16 protein-coding genes are annotated in these 16,984 nt (G+C 71.1%); 13 read left to right on the top strand and 3 right to left on the bottom strand.

What is annotated here, in order from left to right:
• Nucleotides 1-3 precede the first annotated feature (3 nt).
• Together VEC57_11140 and VEC57_11145 are read right to left on the bottom strand one after the other, a co-directional pair.
• Complete coding sequence (locus tag VEC57_11140; GenBank protein HYB99672.1) at nt 4-1,176, bottom strand: ArsA-related P-loop ATPase; 1,173 nt, start codon at nt 1,174-1,176, stop codon at nt 4-6.
• Entirely contained in the window at nt 1,173-2,057 is an 885-nt protein-coding gene (locus VEC57_11145) for an ArsA-related P-loop ATPase (GenBank protein ID HYB99673.1), read from the bottom strand. The genes VEC57_11140 and VEC57_11145 overlap by 4 nt, the downstream gene beginning before the upstream one ends.
• 104 nt (nt 2,058-2,161) lie before the next feature.
• Here VEC57_11145 and VEC57_11150 point away from each other — a divergent pair, with 104 nt between their 5' ends.
• On the top strand, nt 2,162-3,166 hold the full coding sequence (locus VEC57_11150; protein HYB99674.1) for a 1-acyl-sn-glycerol-3-phosphate acyltransferase: 1,005 nt from the start codon (nt 2,162-2,164) through the stop codon (nt 3,164-3,166).
• A gap of 71 nt (nt 3,167-3,237) precedes the next feature.
• On the opposite strand, the gene VEC57_11155 is transcribed toward VEC57_11150, so the two are convergent.
• Nucleotides 3,238-4,068 carry a protein-L-isoaspartate(D-aspartate) O-methyltransferase gene (locus VEC57_11155; GenBank protein ID HYB99675.1) on the bottom strand — a complete coding sequence of 277 codons (831 nt, stop codon included), beginning with the start codon at nt 4,066-4,068 and terminating at the stop codon, nt 3,238-3,240.
• Nucleotides 4,069-4,312: 244 nt separating this feature from the next.
• Between VEC57_11155 and VEC57_11160 the strand changes: the two genes are divergently transcribed.
• The 12 genes from VEC57_11160 (at nt 4,313) to hisF (ending at nt 16,950) form a co-directional block, all read left to right on the top strand.
• Complete coding sequence (locus VEC57_11160) at nt 4,313-4,696, top strand: hypothetical protein (GenBank protein HYB99676.1); 384 nt, start codon at nt 4,313-4,315, stop codon at nt 4,694-4,696.
• 60 nt (nt 4,697-4,756) lie between these two features.
• Complete coding sequence (glpK, locus tag VEC57_11165; protein ID HYB99677.1) at nt 4,757-6,247, top strand: glycerol kinase GlpK; 1,491 nt, start codon at nt 4,757-4,759, stop codon at nt 6,245-6,247.
• A 7-nt stretch (nt 6,248-6,254) separates the two neighbouring features.
• Nucleotides 6,255-8,705, top strand: a complete 2,451-nt coding sequence (locus VEC57_11170; protein ID HYB99678.1) for an AAA family ATPase — start codon at nt 6,255-6,257, stop codon at nt 8,703-8,705.
• Nucleotides 8,706-8,883: 178 nt separating this feature from the next.
• Nucleotides 8,884-9,096: a 50S ribosomal protein L31 gene (gene rpmE / locus VEC57_11175; GenBank protein ID HYB99679.1), complete on the top strand. Its 213-nt coding sequence runs from the start codon at nt 8,884-8,886 to the stop codon at nt 9,094-9,096.
• 133 nt (nt 9,097-9,229) lie between these two features.
• Nucleotides 9,230-10,300: a peptide chain release factor 1 gene (gene prfA / locus VEC57_11180; GenBank protein HYB99680.1), complete on the top strand. Its 1,071-nt coding sequence runs from the start codon at nt 9,230-9,232 to the stop codon at nt 10,298-10,300.
• A gap of 67 nt (nt 10,301-10,367) precedes the next feature.
• Nucleotides 10,368-11,258 carry a peptide chain release factor N(5)-glutamine methyltransferase gene (gene prmC / locus VEC57_11185; protein ID HYB99681.1) on the top strand — a complete coding sequence of 297 codons (891 nt, stop codon included), beginning with the start codon at nt 10,368-10,370 and terminating at the stop codon, nt 11,256-11,258.
• Complete coding sequence (gene murA / locus VEC57_11190) at nt 11,258-12,520, top strand: UDP-N-acetylglucosamine 1-carboxyvinyltransferase (GenBank protein ID HYB99682.1); 1,263 nt, start codon at nt 11,258-11,260, stop codon at nt 12,518-12,520. The genes prmC and murA overlap by 1 nt, the downstream gene beginning before the upstream one ends.
• Nucleotides 12,517-13,923, top strand: a complete 1,407-nt coding sequence (gene hisD, locus VEC57_11195) for a histidinol dehydrogenase (protein HYB99683.1) — start codon at nt 12,517-12,519, stop codon at nt 13,921-13,923. Before murA ends, hisD begins: the two co-directional genes overlap by 4 nt.
• A gap of 28 nt (nt 13,924-13,951) precedes the next feature.
• A complete protein-coding gene (hisB, locus tag VEC57_11200) occupies nt 13,952-14,674 on the top strand; it encodes an imidazoleglycerol-phosphate dehydratase HisB (protein ID HYB99684.1) in 723 nt (240 codons plus the stop codon).
• A 16-nt stretch (nt 14,675-14,690) separates the two neighbouring features.
• Nucleotides 14,691-15,347, top strand: a complete 657-nt coding sequence (gene hisH / locus VEC57_11205) for an imidazole glycerol phosphate synthase subunit HisH (GenBank protein ID HYB99685.1) — start codon at nt 14,691-14,693, stop codon at nt 15,345-15,347.
• Between the two features lie 5 nt (nt 15,348-15,352).
• Nucleotides 15,353-16,090, top strand: coding sequence for a 1-(5-phosphoribosyl)-5-[(5-phosphoribosylamino)methylideneamino]imidazole-4-carboxamide isomerase (hisA, locus tag VEC57_11210; GenBank protein ID HYB99686.1), 738 nt, complete (start codon nt 15,353-15,355; stop codon nt 16,088-16,090).
• Between the two features lie 8 nt (nt 16,091-16,098).
• Nucleotides 16,099-16,950: an imidazole glycerol phosphate synthase subunit HisF gene (gene hisF / locus VEC57_11215; GenBank protein ID HYB99687.1), complete on the top strand. Its 852-nt coding sequence runs from the start codon at nt 16,099-16,101 to the stop codon at nt 16,948-16,950.
• The last annotated feature ends 34 nt before the right edge of the window (nt 16,951-16,984 follow it).

Genomic DNA, 16,984 nt, shown 5'->3' on the forward strand with positions numbered 1-16,984 from the left:
CGTTCATTCGCCGCCCGCGGCGCTGCCTGCTGACGGGCTCCTCCGCGCCTGCGGCCCCGGCGCGGGCGTGACCATCAGCTGATCGGCGAGCGCGCCAATGTCGGCCAGCGTGGCCACGTCCACTTCCAGCGCGCGCAGCGGCACGATGATCGGAGCGGCCGTGCCCGCCAGCGCCGATCGCAGGCGCGCCAGCGCCTGGCTCTCGATCAGCCGCAACGCATCCATCTCGCGCTCCATCGCCGCCACCGCCCCGCGTACCGGTGCCGGTGCGTCGGCCAGCCGCTCGGCGCGCGAACGCAGGCGGTCGGCCGGCGGCGGAGGCGTCATGCGGTTGACGACGATGGCCGCGACCTCGATGCCGATGTCGGCCAAGGCGCGATGGAAGGCCAGAGCGCGCGCCACGTCCTGCGCACGCGGCCGCACCACCAGCACGAACGCGGTCTGCGGCGCGCGAAGAACGGCGTCGATCTCGCGCGCTCGGTTCTCGAGCCCGCCGAGGATGTCGCCGAAGAGGCGCACGAACTCGCCGACGCTCTTCTGCAGCGCGTCGCCGGTGATGCGCTCGACCAGCGCCAGCAGCACGCTGATCGACGCGCGGGCCAGCGCGCCGCCGGCGCGTGCCAGGATGCGCGCCGGCTCGGCGAGAATGGAAAGCGCGCCGGTGTCGAGCAGGCCGGTCAGGCGCGCCGGCGCCGACAGCAGCTCGGCCGCATCGGTGGCCGGCGGCGTGTCGACGACGAGCACGTCGGGGCCACCGGCTTCGACCAGCTCGTGCAGGCGCTGGAATGCCATGTAGTGCTCGGAGCCGCCGAGCGATCCGGAGATGGCCTCGTAGATCGGATGGCGAAGCAGCGCGCGCGCTGCCTGCGGGCTCGGCGCGTAGCGCTCCACCATGCGGTCGAACGTGCGCTTGGAATCCAGACGCATCGCCACCAGCGATCCCGCGCCCGCCTCCGGCAGCTCCACCGCGCGCGGCGCGGCGCCGATGTCGCGCGCGCCCAGCGCATCGCCGAGGCGCGGCGCCGGGTCGACGGTAAGGACGCCGACGCTGCTGCCCATGCGCGCCGACGCATAGGCGATCGCGGCCGCCGTCGAGGTCTTGCCGACGCCGCCTTCGCCGACCAGCACGATCAGGCGCTTGCCCGAGAGGACGTCACGGAGCGTCGGCCCGCTCACGGCCGCCTCGCTCCGCCGTCGGGGACGAGCAGGTCGAGCACCGCGGCGACGGCGGCCGGCGACGTCTCGCCCTCGTGAAACGCGAACGGCAGGCGCGGACAGGCACCGACGCGCGCTTCGAGCATGTCGATGAGCTCGACCTGGCGGCGGTGGCGCTTCCAGTGGAGCGCGGCATCGGCGGAGGCGGCCGACGAAAGCAGCCAGTCCGCCTCCGGCGCCTGGAGATGCGCCGGCCACATTCCGTTGACGACGACGCGCGCGGCAGCAACGCCGGCGCGCGCGATGTCTTCGTGGAGAGCCAGCGTCTCGGTGACCGCCAGCTCCTCGGGAGTCGTCATGATGACGGGGACGAAGCGCGCCGGATTCTCGACGATGGCCTGCGCAATGCGTGCCTCGCGCGCGACGGGTCCCATCGGAGCCAGCTCCAGGATGCGACGGGGCGCCGTCAGCAGCGGCAGGCTGTGGCCGGTGGCCGGTGCGTCCACGACGATCAGGTCGAGGCCGTGCTCGGGCCGCGACAGCGCGGTGATGCCGAGCAGGCGCACCAGATCGCTGACGCCCGGGGCGGCGGCGGCGACGGCCGAGAACGTGCGGCTGTCGAGCAGGCGGCGAGCGACGAAGCCCAGGCGCAGGATGCGCGTCAGGAAGCTCTCGAGCGCCTCGCGCTCGTCCAGCTCGATCTGGCGAAAGGGCAGGGAGCGGCCGTTGGAGGAGGCATGGCCTCCGCTGGCGATGCCGGCGAGGGCCGGCGGGCGCGCATGCACCAGCGCAACCGCCATCGCGCGCGCCGAGGCGGCGCGGGCCAGCGCGCGCGCAAGAAAGCTTTTCCCCGTCCCGCCCTTGCCGGTGACGAAGACGATGCGCGCAGCGCCGCCCTTCACGGCCGCGTACTTAGAGGCGTCGGCGCTTGCGATCAATCGGGCAGCAGCGGGGTGCGTGCAGGCGGCGCTTTGCAACGGGCACAGGCGGCTCTCACAATCGGCACGTGAACCCGGAGCGCAAAGCGGGCGCTGCTGCGCCCGCCGGTCGCGGCGACCACGGTCGCATCCACGACATCTTCCTGGCGCGGCTGACCGATCTCGAGCATCGCGTCGAGCGCGAGCTCGAGCGGCCGGCGCCGGCCAGCGGTGCATCGCAGGAGCTGGCGCTCGACGCTGCGCGCGAGCTGTGGCGGCTCGGCGCCGGCCTGGTCGCGCTCGCCACCGATGCCGCCCGCCGCCGCGCAGCGCTGGCCGGGCTTGCCGCCTCCGGCCCCGTCGATGAGCTCGGCCTCGATCATGCGCTGGCCGAGACGGTTCGCGAGATCGTGCGGCCGCTGGCGCGGCGCTGGCTCGGCGTGCGCGAAAGCCGCGGAGCCGGTCTTCCCGAGCGCGGCGGCACGCTGGTGCTGATGAACCGCAGCGCCTGGCCGCTGCCGGTCGAGGCGCTGGTGCTGTGGAGCTTCCTGTGCGACGGGCGCGCAGGCGAGCGCGCCATGGTGGCGCTGTGGGACGACGAGCTGCCCGAGCTGCCGTTCGTGCAGGACTTCCTCCGCCGTATCGGAATCCTTTCGGCCACCACCGACAACTGCCGCCTGCTGCTCGAGCGCGGCGCGGTGGTGCTGTCGTTTCCCGAGGGCCGGGCCGCCGGCGCCAAGACCTACGACCGGCGCTATCGCCTGGCGCGCTTCGATCAGAAGGCGCTGATCGCTGCGGCCGTGGAGGCGGGTGCGCGCATCGTTCCGGGCGCGGTGGTCGGCAGCGAGGAGAGCTTTCCCGTCCTCGGCTACGCGGCCGGCCTTCCCATCACGCCGACGTTTCCGCTGCTCGGCCTGGCAGGCCTGCTGCCTCTTCCGCTGGCGTGGAGCTTCCGCCTCGGCGCGCCGGTCGAATACGCGATGATCGACGGCGAGCGCGCCGACGTCGACGGCATCGCCGATGCGGTGCGTGCGCGCATCCAGGCGCTGCTCGGCGAGCTGCTGTCGCAGCGCGAATCGATCGTGATGGGGTGATCACCCGCGATCCTGGCGGCGTGCGCCGCTTTGGCAGGAGGAGTTGCAGCGCGAATCGATCGTGTCTGTGATCACTTCGGCCGCGTCAGCGGCACGAAGCGCACGGGCGTGACCGCGCGCTCGGCAACGCTTCCATCGGCGGCCTTCTCCACCACCGTCAGCTGCTGCACCGCTCCTGCCTCGCCAACCGGAACCACCAGCTTTCCGCCGCTGGCCAGCTGCTCGATCAGCGGCGGCGGAATGCGGTCGGGCGCCGCGGTGACGATCACGGCATCGAAGGGCGCGTGCTCGGGCCAGCCGGCGTACCCGTCGCCTGCCCGGACGTGCACGTTGTCGTAGCCGCGGCCTTTCAGCCGCGTCCGAGCCTGCTCGGCCAGCGGCTCGACGATCTCGATGGTGAACACGACGGCGCCGAGCTCGGCAAGGACCGCGGCCTGGTATCCGGAGCCGGTGCCGACCTCGAGCACCATCTCGCCCGCGGTGACGTCGGCCAGCTCGGTCATCAGAGCCACGATGTAGGGCTGCGAGATCGTCTGCCCGTGTCCGATCGGCAGCGGCAAGTCGTCGTAGGCACGCATGCGCAGATCTTCCGGCACGAAGTCTTCGCGCGCGACCTTGGCCATCGCGGCAAGGACGCGCTTGGAGAACGGCGGGCCGCTCATCCTCGAGTACGCCGTGATCGTTTCGACCATTGCCCGGCGCTTCCTGGCGGCTTCCTCGCCGGCGCTCGCACTGGCCGCCGCCGAGCCGCCATCCGCATCCTGCGCGGCGCCGGCCGGGCCGTTGTCCGCCGCCGTCTCCGCGGTCGCCGCATCCGCGGCCACGGCCATCTGCAGGGCGACGGTCGCCGGCGCGGCGATCGCCACCAGCGCTGCGGCTGCTGCAGACAACAGCTTGCACATGCCATCGAGTAAACGCTTTCGCCGCCGCCGTTCAAGCCGGCGGCTTCCGCCGCCCGCGCACGCAGGCACCGCTGCCGTCGCCGGATTTCGCCGCGCGCGCACGCAGGACCGCTGCCGTCGGCGAATTTCGCCGCCCGCGCACGCAGGCATTCCGGCCGACGGCGGCGCCTGCCGTTCGCTCATGCATGCATCAGGACCGACGGCGGCTTGCGAGCGGGGTGGCCTCGTGCTCGGAGTTGCGACCATGAACCCGACGCTGGTCCTTCGCATCCTCGCCGCCCTGGTCGCCATCCGCGCCGTGACCAACTTCTTCAAGGCCGGCGGCGGCAATCTGGGCTTCGTGCTGTTCGGCTGGCGGCTGGGGCCGACGGCGTCGATGATCTTCGGACCGGCCTTCGCCATCTTCATGCTCGTGTACGTGTGGGCGGCGTGGACGAAGCGAAGCGTGGCGCTGCCGCTCGGCATCGTCTACGCCGTGTTCGCCACGCTCAACATCGTGTTGTTCCCGTTCGTCACCGGCATCGGGGAGATCTCGCCGCTGGCCTACCTCGGCTTCAGCATCGTCGGCATCGGCGTGAGCTGGGGCATGGTTCTTCTGCTGCGCTCGATGTACCGCGAGCTGCAGTGAGGCCGCGGCTTCCCCTATCCTGGCTGCCCAGACATCATCGCCCGTCGCAGGAGGACCGCGATGCCGCGCTTCGTACTTGCCATCGACCAGGGAACCACCGGCTCCACCGTCATGGTCTTCGACGACGAAGGCCGGGTGCGCTCGCGCGCCTACTCCGAGTTCACCCAGCACTATCCCAAGCCGGCCTGGGTCGAGCATGACGCCGAAGAGATCTGGCTGGTCACGCATGGCCTGATCGGCAAGGCGCTGGCGGCCGCCAGGATCAAGCCCGAGCAGCTCGCCGGCATCGGCATCACCAATCAGCGCGAGACGGCGCTGGTATGGGACCGCAAGAGCGGGCAGCCCATCCACAAGGCCATCGTCTGGCAGGACCGGCGCACGGCGGCCGCCTGCGAAAAGCTTCGCAAGGACGGCCACGAGAAGGACGTCCGCCGCAAGACCGGCCTGGTTCTCGATCCCTACTTCTCCGGAACCAAGATCGGCTGGCTGCTCGGCAACGTTCGCGGCGCGCGCGCGCGTGCCGAGCGAGGCGAGCTCTGCTTCGGCACCATCGACAGCTGGCTCATCTGGAAGCTGACCGGGGGCGCTTCGCACGTCACCGACTACACCAACGCCTCGCGCACCATGCTGCTCAACATCCGCACGCGGCAGTGGGACGCCTCGCTCGGCGCCATGCTGGCGGTGCCGCTGGCGATGATGCCCAAGGTGCTGCCGTCGGCGGGGATCTTCGGCGAGACCGCGCCGGGAATCGTGGGCAGGACCGCCATCCCGATCTCGGGCGTTGCCGGCGACCAGCAGGCGGCGCTGTTCGGCCAGGCCTGCATCAAGCCGGGCATGACCAAGAACACGTACGGCACCGGCTGCTTCCTGATGATGTACGCCGGGGAGGAGCCGCTCGAGTCGCGAAACGGACTCGTCACCACGCTGTGCTGTCGCGCCGACGGCTCGCCCGCCTACGCGCTGGAGGGCTCCGTATTCATCGCCGGCGCTGCCGTGCAATGGCTGCGCGACGGGCTGCGCCTGATCAAGACCGCCGCCGACAGCGAGGGCGCTGCGCGTCGCGTCGACTCCACGCTCGGCACCTACGTCGTTCCTGCCTTCGCTGGCCTCGGTGCGCCCTACTGGGATGCCGATGCCCGCGGGGCGGTGGTGGGCCTGACGCGCGGCGTGACGGCCGATCATCTGATCCGTGCCACGCTCGAAGCGCTCGCCTATCAGACGCGCGACGTCGTCGACGCGATGGCCGCCGACAGCGGCCGCAAGCTGCGCATGCTGCGCGTGGACGGCGGCGCCACCGCCAACGATTTTCTCATGCAGTTCCAGGCCGACATCCTCGGCGTGTCCGTCGATCGCCCCACCGTCATCGAAACGACCGCGGCCGGCGCCGCGTTCCTGGCCGGCGTCGGCGCGGGTGTCTGGAAGAGCTCGCGCGAGCTGGAGGCCGTCCGCAAGGTCGACCGCGTCTTCAAGCCCGCCATGAACGCGCGCCAGCGCGCGGAGCTCTACGACGGCTGGAAAGCCGCCGTCGAGCGCGTTCGCAGCCAAGGCTGAGCAACCGGTGGGCGGCGAGCCGAAGCGCGCGACCAAGGCCGTCATCGGCGAGCCGTCGCTGCTGGTCGGACGCGACCACGAGCTCGCGCGCCTGCTCGAGCTCTACGAGGCCGCGTCCGTCGGCCGCCGTCAGCTCGCGCTGATCACCGGCGTAGCGGGCATCGGCAAAACGGCGCTCGCCCGCGAGCTCGTGCGCGTTCTGGCGTCGCCCGGCGCAGGCGCACCGCGCATCGGCGAGGGACACTGCCTGCGGCGCTACGCGCTGCTCGAGCCGTACGCTCCGCTTCTGACGGCGCTCGGCGAAGTGACCGCCGATTGCACGGCCGACGATCCGATCTGGAACGAATGTTCGACGTGGCTCGCGCAGATGTCGACGCTGCTCTCGCCCGAGCAGCAGGAGCGGCTGCGCCAGTCGCTGCTCGGCACGGGTACCGCACGCATGCTGCGCGAGGGAATCGCGCTGGCCGAGCGGCTGAGCGAGCAGCAGCCGCTGGTGCTGTTGCTCGAGGACATTCATCGCTGTGACCGCCCGACGCTCGAATGGCTGTCGAGCGTGGTGGCGCGCACGACGCCGGCGCGGCTGCTCATCGTTGCGACGCTGCGCTTGTCGCGCGCGCGCTCGCGCGGGTTCGTTTCCACCATGGTCGCGCGGCTGGCCGAGCTCACCGATCGCGTCACGAGCCTGTCCCTGGAGGCGCTGCCGGCCGATGCGGCGCGCGACTACGTGCATCAGCGGCTGGAAGGCGAAATCCCCGCCGCGCAGCGCGCCGCCATCGCCGATGCCAGCCAGGGCTACCCGCTGTTTCTCGAAGCTCTGGTCGACGACGTCGCCGGCGGCAAGGCGGTACCGCAGCAGCTGCCCGCGACCCTGCGCGAGCTGCTGGCGCGGTGGCTCGACGAGCTGACGAAGGAGGATCTCGAGCTGCTCGAGGCCGCTGCCACGGCCGGAACCCATTTCTCCGCGCGCGAAGTGGCAGCGGCGCTGGACCGCGACCCCGCGGCCGTGGGCGGCGACTGCGAGCGGCTGGCCGAGCAGCGAAGGCTGCTGCTTCGGCATGCCGTCACCGATGGCGAGCGCGACACGTATGCGTTTCGTCACCTGCTGTTCGGACAGTCGCTGGTCGAGCACATGCCGTCGCCGCGCCGTCGCCGCTATCACCTGCTGCTCGGGCAGTTCCTCGAGCGCCGCCCATCCGGCGATCCACGCACGCTGATCTCGCGCCTGGTCTGGCACTTCGAGGCGGGCGGCGACCTCGAAAGGCATGCCTACTACCTCGAGCGTGCCGCCGAGCAGCTGGCTGCGCGCTTCGCGTATCGCGAGGCGGCCGACGTGGTCGAGCGGTGCCTGGCGGCAATCCACCGTCTGCCCGACACGCCGCAGAACGCGCTGCGCGAGGCCGCGCGCCAGCTCGACTACGGAAACCTCGTCGTCGCGTTGTGGGGCTTCGGCGATGCGCGCGCGGCTCGTGCGTTCGACCGGGCTTTCGAGCAGGCGCGGCGTCATGGCGACGAGCTGCTGATGTTCCGTGCCCAGCTCGGCCGCTGCCTGAGCGGCGTGGTTGCCGGCGACGTCACGGCTCGCGAGCCCGCCTCGGCGCTGCTCGAGATCGTCGCGCGCGGGCACGTCGAGCTGTCCTCGGTCGCGCATCTGTACAACTCGTACGTCGAATTCATCGCCGGCCGCTTCGCCCAAGCCACCGAGCATGCCGTGCGTGCCGAGCGCGACCTGGCGCAGGCCCTTCCCGGCGTCCCCGTCCTCACCGACCTGGAATCCTTTCTCCACGTCGCGCTGGCGCTGGCGCTGACGCCGCGCGGCGAGCTGGCCGACGCCAGCGCGCACCGCGAGCGCGCGCTGGTGCGCCTTGCCTCGCACGGCTTTCCGTACCAGCGCGCGACGGACCTGGCCGTTCTCGCCACCTCCACGCTGGCCGCGGGCGACGCCGATGCCACGCTGGCGCTGGCCGAGCAGTCGATGGAAGAGGCCGAGCGGTTCGGCCTGCACGCCGCGACGATGCTCGCCGCCTGCTGCCGCGCGTGGGCGCGCTGCCGGCGAGGGGAGGGGACGCTGGAAGCTCTGGAGTCCGCGGTCGAGGAGCGCGCGCGTGCCCGCGAGATGTGGTTCGAGTCGCTGCTGTTCGTGGCGCTTGCCGAGCTCTGCGTGCAGGGCGGCGACCTGGAGCGCGCGGCCTACTGGCTCAAGCGTGCCGGGCGCGTGGTGGGCGAGAGCGCGTTCGAGGCCGAGCGCTGGCGGGTTCGCGCCCTGCTCGCGCGCGAGCTGTCCGCGCGCGGCCGGTCGCTGCACGAGGACGCGGCGTTCGGGGACTGCGAGCCGGGATCGGAGAAGCGGCTGTCGGACCAGGACTGTTTCGCGCAGGCGCTGCGCATCGCCCGGGCGCAGGGCGCGCGGCTGTTCGAGGAGCGCACTGCGCGCTCCATGGCCCACGACCGCCGCAGCTGAGCGGGCAGGGTCGATGCCGGCATCTGCCGCCGGGCCGCGAGCCTTCGTCAGCCATGTCCGCGCCGCGGGCGCGCCCGCGCAGCGGGTTGAGCCGGCGTCGCCCCGTGCTATACAGACCGGCTTCGACGCGTTGCCCGGCCATCACGGAGGGCGGCCGGTCGATCCGACAGAGGACCCAATGAAGGCAGGCATCCATCCCGAGTACAAAGAGGTCGAGGTCATCTGCGCGTGCGGCAACAGCTTCCGCACCCGCTCGACGGCCCCGAAGATCCACGTCGAAATCTGCTCCAACTGCCATCCCTTCTACACCGGGACGCAGAAGCTCATGGATACCGCCGGCCGGGTCGAGCGCTTCCGCCAGAGATACGGGAACGCCAAGTACGGGAAGTAGCTCCCTGCAGACCCAACCTTTTGAAGAGGGCCGGAGGCAACTTCGGCCCTCTTCGTGTTTGTGGGATCAGTGCCCGCACCGCCGCGATGGCCGGCAGCGGCGGCGCCGGGAAGATGGTTTCTGAAGAACGCAGATGCTCGAGAAGCTCGCCCAGATCGAAAAGCGCTTTGAGGCCATCGAGGCCGAGGTCGCCGACCCGTCCGCATACGGGAATCGCGAGCGGTTCGCCGATCTCATGCGCGAGCGCGCCGACCTGACCGAGATCGTCGAGACGTTCCGCCGCCGTCGCGCCACCGAGCAGCAGCTCCTCGAAGCCAAGGCGATGCGCGACGACTCCGATCCCGACATCCGCGAGATGGCGGTTTCCGAGATTCGCGAGCTGGAGCCGCGCCTGGAGCGGCTCGACCGCGAGCTGCAGATGCTGCTGGTGCCCAAGGACCCGCTCGATCAGCGCAACGCCATCGTGGAAATCCGCGCCGGCACCGGCGGCGACGAAGCGGCGCTGTTCGGCGGCGACCTTCTGCGCATGTACCTGCGCTACTGCGAGCTGCGCGGGCTCAAGGTCGAAACGCTCGGCATCAGCGCCGGCGCCAAGGGCGGCGTCAAGGAAGCGGCGCTGCTGGTCTCGGGCAAGGATGCCTACGGCCTGCTCAAGTACGAGGGCGGCGTGCACCGCGTGCAGCGCGTCCCCGAGACCGAGTCGCAGGGTCGCATCCACACCTCGGCGGTCACCGTGGCCGTGCTTCCCGAAGCCGAAGAGGTCGACATCAAGATCGAGGACAAGGACCTTCGCATCGACGTCTACCGCTCCTCGGGCCCCGGCGGCCAGTCGGTCAACACGACCGACTCGGCGGTGCGCATCACGCACATTCCGAGCGGCCTGGTCGTCATCCAGCAGGACGAGAAGAGCCAGCACAAGAACAAGGCGAAGGCGCTCAAGATCCTGCGCTCGCGCCTGTTCGACCTGGAAGAGGCCAAGCGCCGTGCGGAGATCGACGCCAACCGCCGCGCGATGGTCGGCACCGGCGATCGCTCCGAGCGCATTCGCACCTACAACTTCCCGCAGGGCCGCGTCACCGACCACCGCATCGGGCTGACGCTCTATTCGCTCGATGCATTCCTGGGCGGCGACATGGACGAGATGCTCAGCGCCCTGCGCGCGCACTACCAGGCCGAAGCGCTCAAGGCCGAGGCGGCCCGATGAGCGCGCGCGCAACGACGGCGGCGCGCAGGCGCGCTGCGGCGATGCCGGCATCGACGGAGCCGCCGCGATGAGCAGCGCCACCGGCACCGACAATCCGCGCTCGCTCCTGGACTACCTGCGACTGACCGAGGGCTTTCTTGCCGGCAAGGGCATCGACAGCCCGCGTCTGGATTCCGAGCTGTTGCTGGCTTCGGTTCTCGGCATGACGCGCGTGCAGCTTTACACCAGCTTCGAGCGGCCGCTCTCGCGCGAGGAAGTCGATGCGTATCGCGCGCTGGTGCGGCGCCGCGCCGCACGCGAGCCGGTGGCCTACATCCTCGGCCGGCGCGAGTTCTGGTCGCTGGAGATCGAGGTCGACCGGCGCGTGCTCGTGCCCCGGCCCGAAACCGAGCTGCTGGTGGAGCAGGCGCTGCAGATCCTGCGCGCGCGTGTTGCGGCCGGCGCCGATGCCGTGCGCGTGGCCGACGTCGGCACGGGCTCGGGAGCCATCGCGGTCGCGATCGCCAAGGAGATTCCCCAAGCGTCCGTCGTGGCCACCGACAGGTCGGAGGCGGCGCTCGAGGTCGCGCCCCGCAATGCGTGCCGGCACGGCGTCGAGGGGCGCATCGAGTGGGTCTCCGGGGATCTTCTGACGGCGTTAAGCGGCCGAGGCGCCTTCGACCTCATCGTGGCGAACCCTCCGTACATCCGCTCCGGCGAGGTCGCCGCGCTGCCTCCCGAGGTTCGCGACTGGGAGCCGCGCATGGCCCTGGTTGCCGGCGAGGACGGCATGGATTCCACGCGCCCTCTGGTGCTCGGCGCGCCGGAGCTGCTCGCGCCGGGCGGCTGGCTTGCGGTGGAAGTCGGAACGCAGGCGGGCCTGGTGCGGCAGTGCTTCGAGGAGACGGGCTACGCCGACGTGCGCGTCGTGCGCGACCTCGCCGGCACCGAGCGCGTCGTCGCAGGCAGGAGATCGTGATGGACAAGCTGGTCATCCAAGGCGGCACCAGGCTGGCAGGCGAGGTCGAGGCGGGCGGCGCCAAGAACGCGGCGCTGCCGCTGCTGTTCGCATGCCTGCTCACCGATGAGCCGTGCCGGCTGACCAACGTCCCCGACGTCGCCGACATCCGCACGACCGCGCGCATGCTCGAGGCGCTCGGGGCGCGAGTCGACCGCCCTGCGCCCGGTGAGCTGATCGTCGACTGCGCCAACGTCGACAAGTTCGAGGCGCCCTACGATCTGGTCCGGCGCATGCGCGCGTCGTTCCTGACGCTGGGGCCGCTGCTGGCGCGCTTCGGCCGCGCGCGCGTCTCGCGGCCCGGCGGATGCGCCATCGGCAGCCGTCCCATCGACATTCATCTCGATGGCATGCGCGCGCTCGGCGCCAGGATCGAGCTCGACGGCGGCTACGCCAACGCTTCGGCCGACAGTCTCGTCGGCGGACACGTCATCTTTTCCATGCCCTCGGTGGGCGCCACCGAGAACGTGATGATGGCGGCCGCGCTGGCCAAGGGAAGCACGCGCATCGAGAACGCCGCGCGCGAGCCGGAGATTGTCGATCTTGCCGGTGCGCTGGTGTCGATGGGCGCCAACATCTGCGGCGCCGGCACCTCGGTCATCGAGATCGAAGGCGTGGCGCAGCTCTCGGGCATGCAGCACGCGGTGGTCGAGGACCGCATCGTGGCCGGCACGTTCCTGTGCGGCGCGGCCATGACCGAAGGCGACGTGTTCGTCCGCGGGGCGCGCGCCGATCACCTCGAGAGCCTGCTCGAGACGCTGACGCTGGCCGGCTGCAAGATCGACATCCAGCCCGATGGCGTGCGGGCCTCGATGCAGGGACGGCCGAGGCCGGTCGACATCGTCACGGCGCCGTTCCCCGGCTTTCCCACCGATCTGCAGGCGCAGTGGATGGCGTTGATGTGCCTGGCCGACGGACGCTGCCAGATCGAGGAGCGGATCTTCGAGAATCGCTTCATGCACGTCGAGGAGCTGGCGCGCATGGGCGCGCAGATCCAGATCAACCGCGGCGCCGCCATCGTCACCGGACGCCCTTCGCTGTCGGGAGCACCGGTGATGGCCACCGATCTGCGCGCGAGCGTGTGTCTGGTCCTGGCCGGCATCGCGGCCAGCGGCACGACCGAGGTGATGCGCATCTACCACCTCGACCGCGGCTACGAGCACATCGAGAAGAAGCTGGCACTCCTCGGCGCGCAGGTGTCGCGCGAGAAGGAGGGCGCATGAAAGCCGGCGCTCCAGGCGCCGGCGGCGGCGCGCGCGTGTTGCGAGGTCGCGTCGCCGCGCGCGGGCGTACGGCGGCGGGTGGCGCTCGCAGCGACGCGGCCAGCGCGACGGTGGCCGTTCTGCGCGACGGCACGCGCCAGGCGCAGGCGCAGCTGGCCAGGCTCGCGCAGCGCGGGCGCGGGCCGGCCGGCGTCGAAGCCAGGGTGCTGGCCATCCTCGAGGAGGTCCGGCGCGACGGCGACGCCGCCCTCGCGCGTCTTACCAGGCAGCTCGACGGTGTCGATCTTCGCAAGAGCGGCTTCGAAGTGAGCCGGCGCGAGATCGATGCGGCCGCCGCGCGCGTCGAGCCTTCGCTGCTGCGCGCGCTCGAGAAGGCGCATGCCCGCATCCGCGCGTTCCATCGCAACGAGCGCGAGCGCGGCTTCGACCGCAGGGAGGACGGAATCCGCACCGGCATCCGCATCACGCCGCTCGCGCACGCCGGCGTCTACGTGCCCGGAGGCAAGGCCGCGTATCCGTCCAGCGTGCTGATGAACATCGTGCCGGCCAAGGTCGCCGGCGTTCCCGAGATCACCGTGGTGACGCCGCCCTCGCGCGACGGCATCCGCGACGAGGTGCTGGCGGCGGCGAGAATCGCCGGCGCCACGCGCGTGCTGCGCATCGGCGGCGCGCAGGCGGTGGCGGCGCTGGCCTACGGAACACAGAGCATCGCGCGCGTCGACAAGATCGTGGGGCCCGGCAACATCTGGGTCGCCACGGCCAAGCGCCTTGTGTTCGGCGAGGTCGACATCGACATGGTGGCGGGGCCGAGCGAGGTGCTGATCGTCGCCGATGACAGCGCCGATCCGGAGTGGGTCGCCGCCGACATGCTGGCGCAGGCCGAGCACGACGAGCTCGCCGCCTCCATCTGCATCACCACGTCGCCGGAGCACGGCGCCAGAGTGGCCGAGGCGCTGGCGCGCCAGTGCCAGGAGCTGCCGCGTGCGCACATCGCGGCCAAGTCGCTGACCCAGTACGGCACGATCCTGGTGGCCGCCGATCTGGATCGCGCCTGCGCGCTCGCCAACCAGATCGCTCCCGAGCACCTGCAGGTCTTCACGCGGCGTGCGCGCACGCTGGTGCCCAAGCTGACCAATGCAGGCGCGATCTTCGTCGGAGCGCTCACCACCGAACCGCTCGGCGACTACGCCGCCGGTCCCAATCACGTGCTGCCCACCGGCGGCTCGGCGCGGTTTGCGTCGCCGCTCGGCGTCTATGACTTCGTCAAGCGAACCAGTATCATCGAGGTCGATCGCCGCGGCTTTGCGCGGCTGGAAGGCGTGGTGACGGCGCTGGCGCGGGCCGAAGGCCTGGACGCGCACGCCGCCGCGGTGACGCGAAGGAAGCCGAAGCGGCCGCAATAACGGCACGCGCAGCCGAAGCGAGGAACACGTGGCCAAGACCAAGAAGACAGCCGCCAAGAAGAGCAGCGCCGCGCGTAGCGCCACCGAGGTGCGGCCGCGTGCGCCGCGCGCCCGTCGTGGCGGCGCGAAACCCGCCGGCGCAGGCGCCGCCCCAGCTCTCGAACCGCGCCGCGCCGAGGTGCTGCGCGAGACGAGCGAGACGCGGATCGACGTGCGCCTCGGCATCGACGAGCCCGGCTATTCGATCAGCACCGGCGTCCCGTTCCTCGATCACATGCTCGAGGCGCTGTCGCGGCACTCGGGAATCGGCATGCAGATCGCCGCCACCGGCGATACGCACATCGACGATCACCACACGGTGGAAGACGTAGGCCTGGCCATCGGCGAGGCGTTGCGGCGCGCGCTCGGCGAGAAGGCGGGCATCGCCCGTTTCGGCCATTTCGAGACTCCTCTGGACGAGGCGCTGGTGGCGGTGACGGTGGATCTCAGCGGGCGGCCGTACCTGGTCTACAACGTGCCGCTCAAGCCTCAGCGCGTCGGCACGTTCGATGTCGGGCTGGTCGAGGATTTCATGCAGGCGCTGATGACGGCCGCGGGCATGAACCTGCACGTCAACGTGCGCTATGGCCGCAACCCGCACCACATCATCGAGGCGACGTTCAAGGCGCTGGCCAAGGCGCTGGCGATGGCGTGCGCGCGTGACGCGCGCGTGCAGGGCGTGCCCTCGACGAAGGGCACGCTGCAGGGATGAGGCCGCCGGCACCAGCATGATCGCGGTCGTCGACTACGGCGTGGGCAACCTGCGCAGCGTCTCCAAGGCGCTCGAGCACGTGGGCGGGGAAGTGGTGGTCACTTCCGATCCTTCGATCATCGATTCGGCCGGCGGCGTCGTGCTGCCCGGCGTGGGCGCGTTCGCGCATTGCATGAACAATCTCGCCGCGGCGGGCCTGGAAGGCTGTGTGCGGTCGGCTGCCGCCTCGGGACGTCCGTTCCTCGGCGTGTGCGTGGGCATGCAGATCCTTTTCGAAGAGAGTGACGAGTTCGGCCGCGTTGCGGGCCTCGGCATCCTGCCCGGACGCGTGCGGCGCTTCGAGCCGGACGATCGGGATCTCAAGGTGCCGCACATGGGATGGAACGAGCTGGTGGTGCGCCAGCGTGCGCCGCACCTGCAAGGCCTGCCCGAGGGCACGCGCGTGTACTTCGTGCATTCCTACTACGTGGAGACGCCCGATCCCTCGATCGTCGCCACGACGACGCCGTACGGCATCGACTTCGTCTCCAGCGCGTGGCGCGACAACATCTTCGCCACGCAGTTCCATCCGGAGAAGAGCCAGGCGGCGGGGCTGAAGATCCTCGAGAACTTCGCTCGCCTGGTCGCGGCCAGCGAAGGCAGCGCCCGGGCCAAGGCTGGCGCCAGGCACTGACGGCCGTGCTGATCCTTCCTGCCATCGACATTCGCGGCGGCCGCTGCGTTCGCCTGCTGCGCGGGGACTACGAGCGCGAGACCGTCTTCGGCGACGATCCGGGGGCGATGGCGCAGCGCTGGCTCGACCAGGGCGCCCGCGCCATCCACATCGTCGATCTCGACGGCGCGCGCGACGGCACGCCGGTCAACCGACCTGCGGTCGAAGCCATCCTGGCGCGCATCGCCCACTTCAACGCCGGCACGATCAGCGAGCTCGGCGGCGGCATTCGCAGCATCGGCGACATCGAAGGATGGCTCGAGACGGGACTGACGCGTGTGATCATCGGCACCGCCGCCGTCGAGACGCCCGAGCTCGTCGACGAGGCGGCCAGGCGGTTCCCCTGCCGCGTCTGGGTCGGCATCGACGCACGCGGCGGCAAGGTGGCCATCAAGGGCTGGCTCGAGGACACGCCCGTCGATGCCGTCGCGCTGGCCAGGGAGATGGAGAGCCGCGGCGCCGCCGGCATCATCTTCACCGACATCGACCGCGACGGCACCGGCGCCGGCGTCTCCGTCGAGTCGACCGCGGCGCTGGCGCGGGCGCTGACGATTCCCGTCATCGCCTCCGGCGGCGTCCACTCGGTCGAGGACGTGCGGCGGCTGCGCGCGGTGGAGGACAGCGGGATCGGCGGCGTGATCGTCGGCCGCGCGTTGTACGACGGCGCGGTGACCCTTCCCGACCTGCTGGCCGTCGCGGACTGACGCAGGCCATGCTCGCCAAGCGCATCATTCCCTGCCTGGACGTCAAGGACGGCCGCGTCGTCAAAGGCGTGCAGTTTCTCGGCCTTCGCGATGCCGGCGATCCGGTCGAGTGTGCGGCGCGCTACGATGCCGAAGGGGCCGACGAGCTGACGTTCCTCGACATCACCGCCAGCCACGAAAAGCGCGGCATCATCCTGGACGTGGTGCGTGCCACCGCATCGCAGGCGTTCATGCCGCTGACGGTCGGCGGCGGCGTGCGCACGGTCGAGGACGTGCGCACGCTGCTGAAGGCCGGCGCGGACAAGGTCTCGGTCAACACCGCGGCCGTGGCCGATCCGGATTTCGTCGGCGTGGCGGCGCGTGCGTTCGGCGCGCAGTGCATCGTGGTCGCCATCGATGCGCGCCACCGCGCGCGCTCGCTCGAGCTTGCCACCGACGGCGGCGGCATTTCGGGGCGACCGGCCTGGGCGGGGAAGTATCCGGAGCTGCTCGTCGATCCCGGCTGCACCGACGGCTGGGAAATCTACACGCACGGCGGGCGCCGCCCCACGGGCATCGATGCCGTGGCGTGGGCGCGCCGCATGGAAGAGCTGGGATCGGGCGAGATCCTGCTGACGAGCATGGACCGCGACGGCACCAAGGCCGGCTACGATCTCGAGCTGACCGCCGCCGTCGCGCGCGCGGTGGGTGTTCCCGTCATCGCCTCGGGAGGCGTCGGAACGCCGCAGCACATGCTCGAAGGTCTGACCGACGGAAAGGCGGACGCCGTGCTGGCCGCGTCCATCTTCCACTACGGCGAGTACAGCATCGCCGAGTGCAAGCGCTTCCTGGGCGAGCGCGGGGTCTGCGTCCGCCTGTGAGCCGCTGCGTTTTCTATGCGCGGCGGCCTGCTAT

This window comes from Candidatus Limnocylindrales bacterium (genome assembly GCA_035626395.1).
Classification (GTDB): domain Bacteria; phylum Desulfobacterota; class Binatia; order UBA1149; family CAITLU01; genus DASPNH01.

Excerpts from the sequence above, each read along its gene's own strand:
- murA (HYB99682.1), top strand. The coding sequence starts at position 11,258 with ATGGACAAGCTGGTCATCCAAGGCGGCACCAGGCTGGCAGGCGAGGTC.
- VEC57_11155 (HYB99675.1), bottom strand. The coding sequence starts at position 4,068 with ATGTGCAAGCTGTTGTCTGCAGCAGCCGCAGCGCTGGTGGCGATCGCC.
- glpK (HYB99677.1), top strand. The coding sequence starts at position 4,757 with ATGCCGCGCTTCGTACTTGCCATCGACCAGGGAACCACCGGCTCCACC.
- hisH (HYB99685.1), top strand. The coding sequence starts at position 14,691 with ATGATCGCGGTCGTCGACTACGGCGTGGGCAACCTGCGCAGCGTCTCC.
- prfA (HYB99680.1), top strand. The coding sequence starts at position 9,230 with ATGCTCGAGAAGCTCGCCCAGATCGAAAAGCGCTTTGAGGCCATCGAG.
- VEC57_11160 (HYB99676.1), top strand. The coding sequence starts at position 4,313 with ATGAACCCGACGCTGGTCCTTCGCATCCTCGCCGCCCTGGTCGCCATC.
- prmC (HYB99681.1), top strand. The coding sequence starts at position 10,368 with ATGAGCAGCGCCACCGGCACCGACAATCCGCGCTCGCTCCTGGACTAC.
- rpmE (HYB99679.1), top strand. The coding sequence starts at position 8,884 with ATGAAGGCAGGCATCCATCCCGAGTACAAAGAGGTCGAGGTCATCTGC.
- hisF (HYB99687.1), top strand. The coding sequence starts at position 16,099 with ATGCTCGCCAAGCGCATCATTCCCTGCCTGGACGTCAAGGACGGCCGC.
- hisD (HYB99683.1), top strand. The coding sequence starts at position 12,517 with ATGAAAGCCGGCGCTCCAGGCGCCGGCGGCGGCGCGCGCGTGTTGCGA.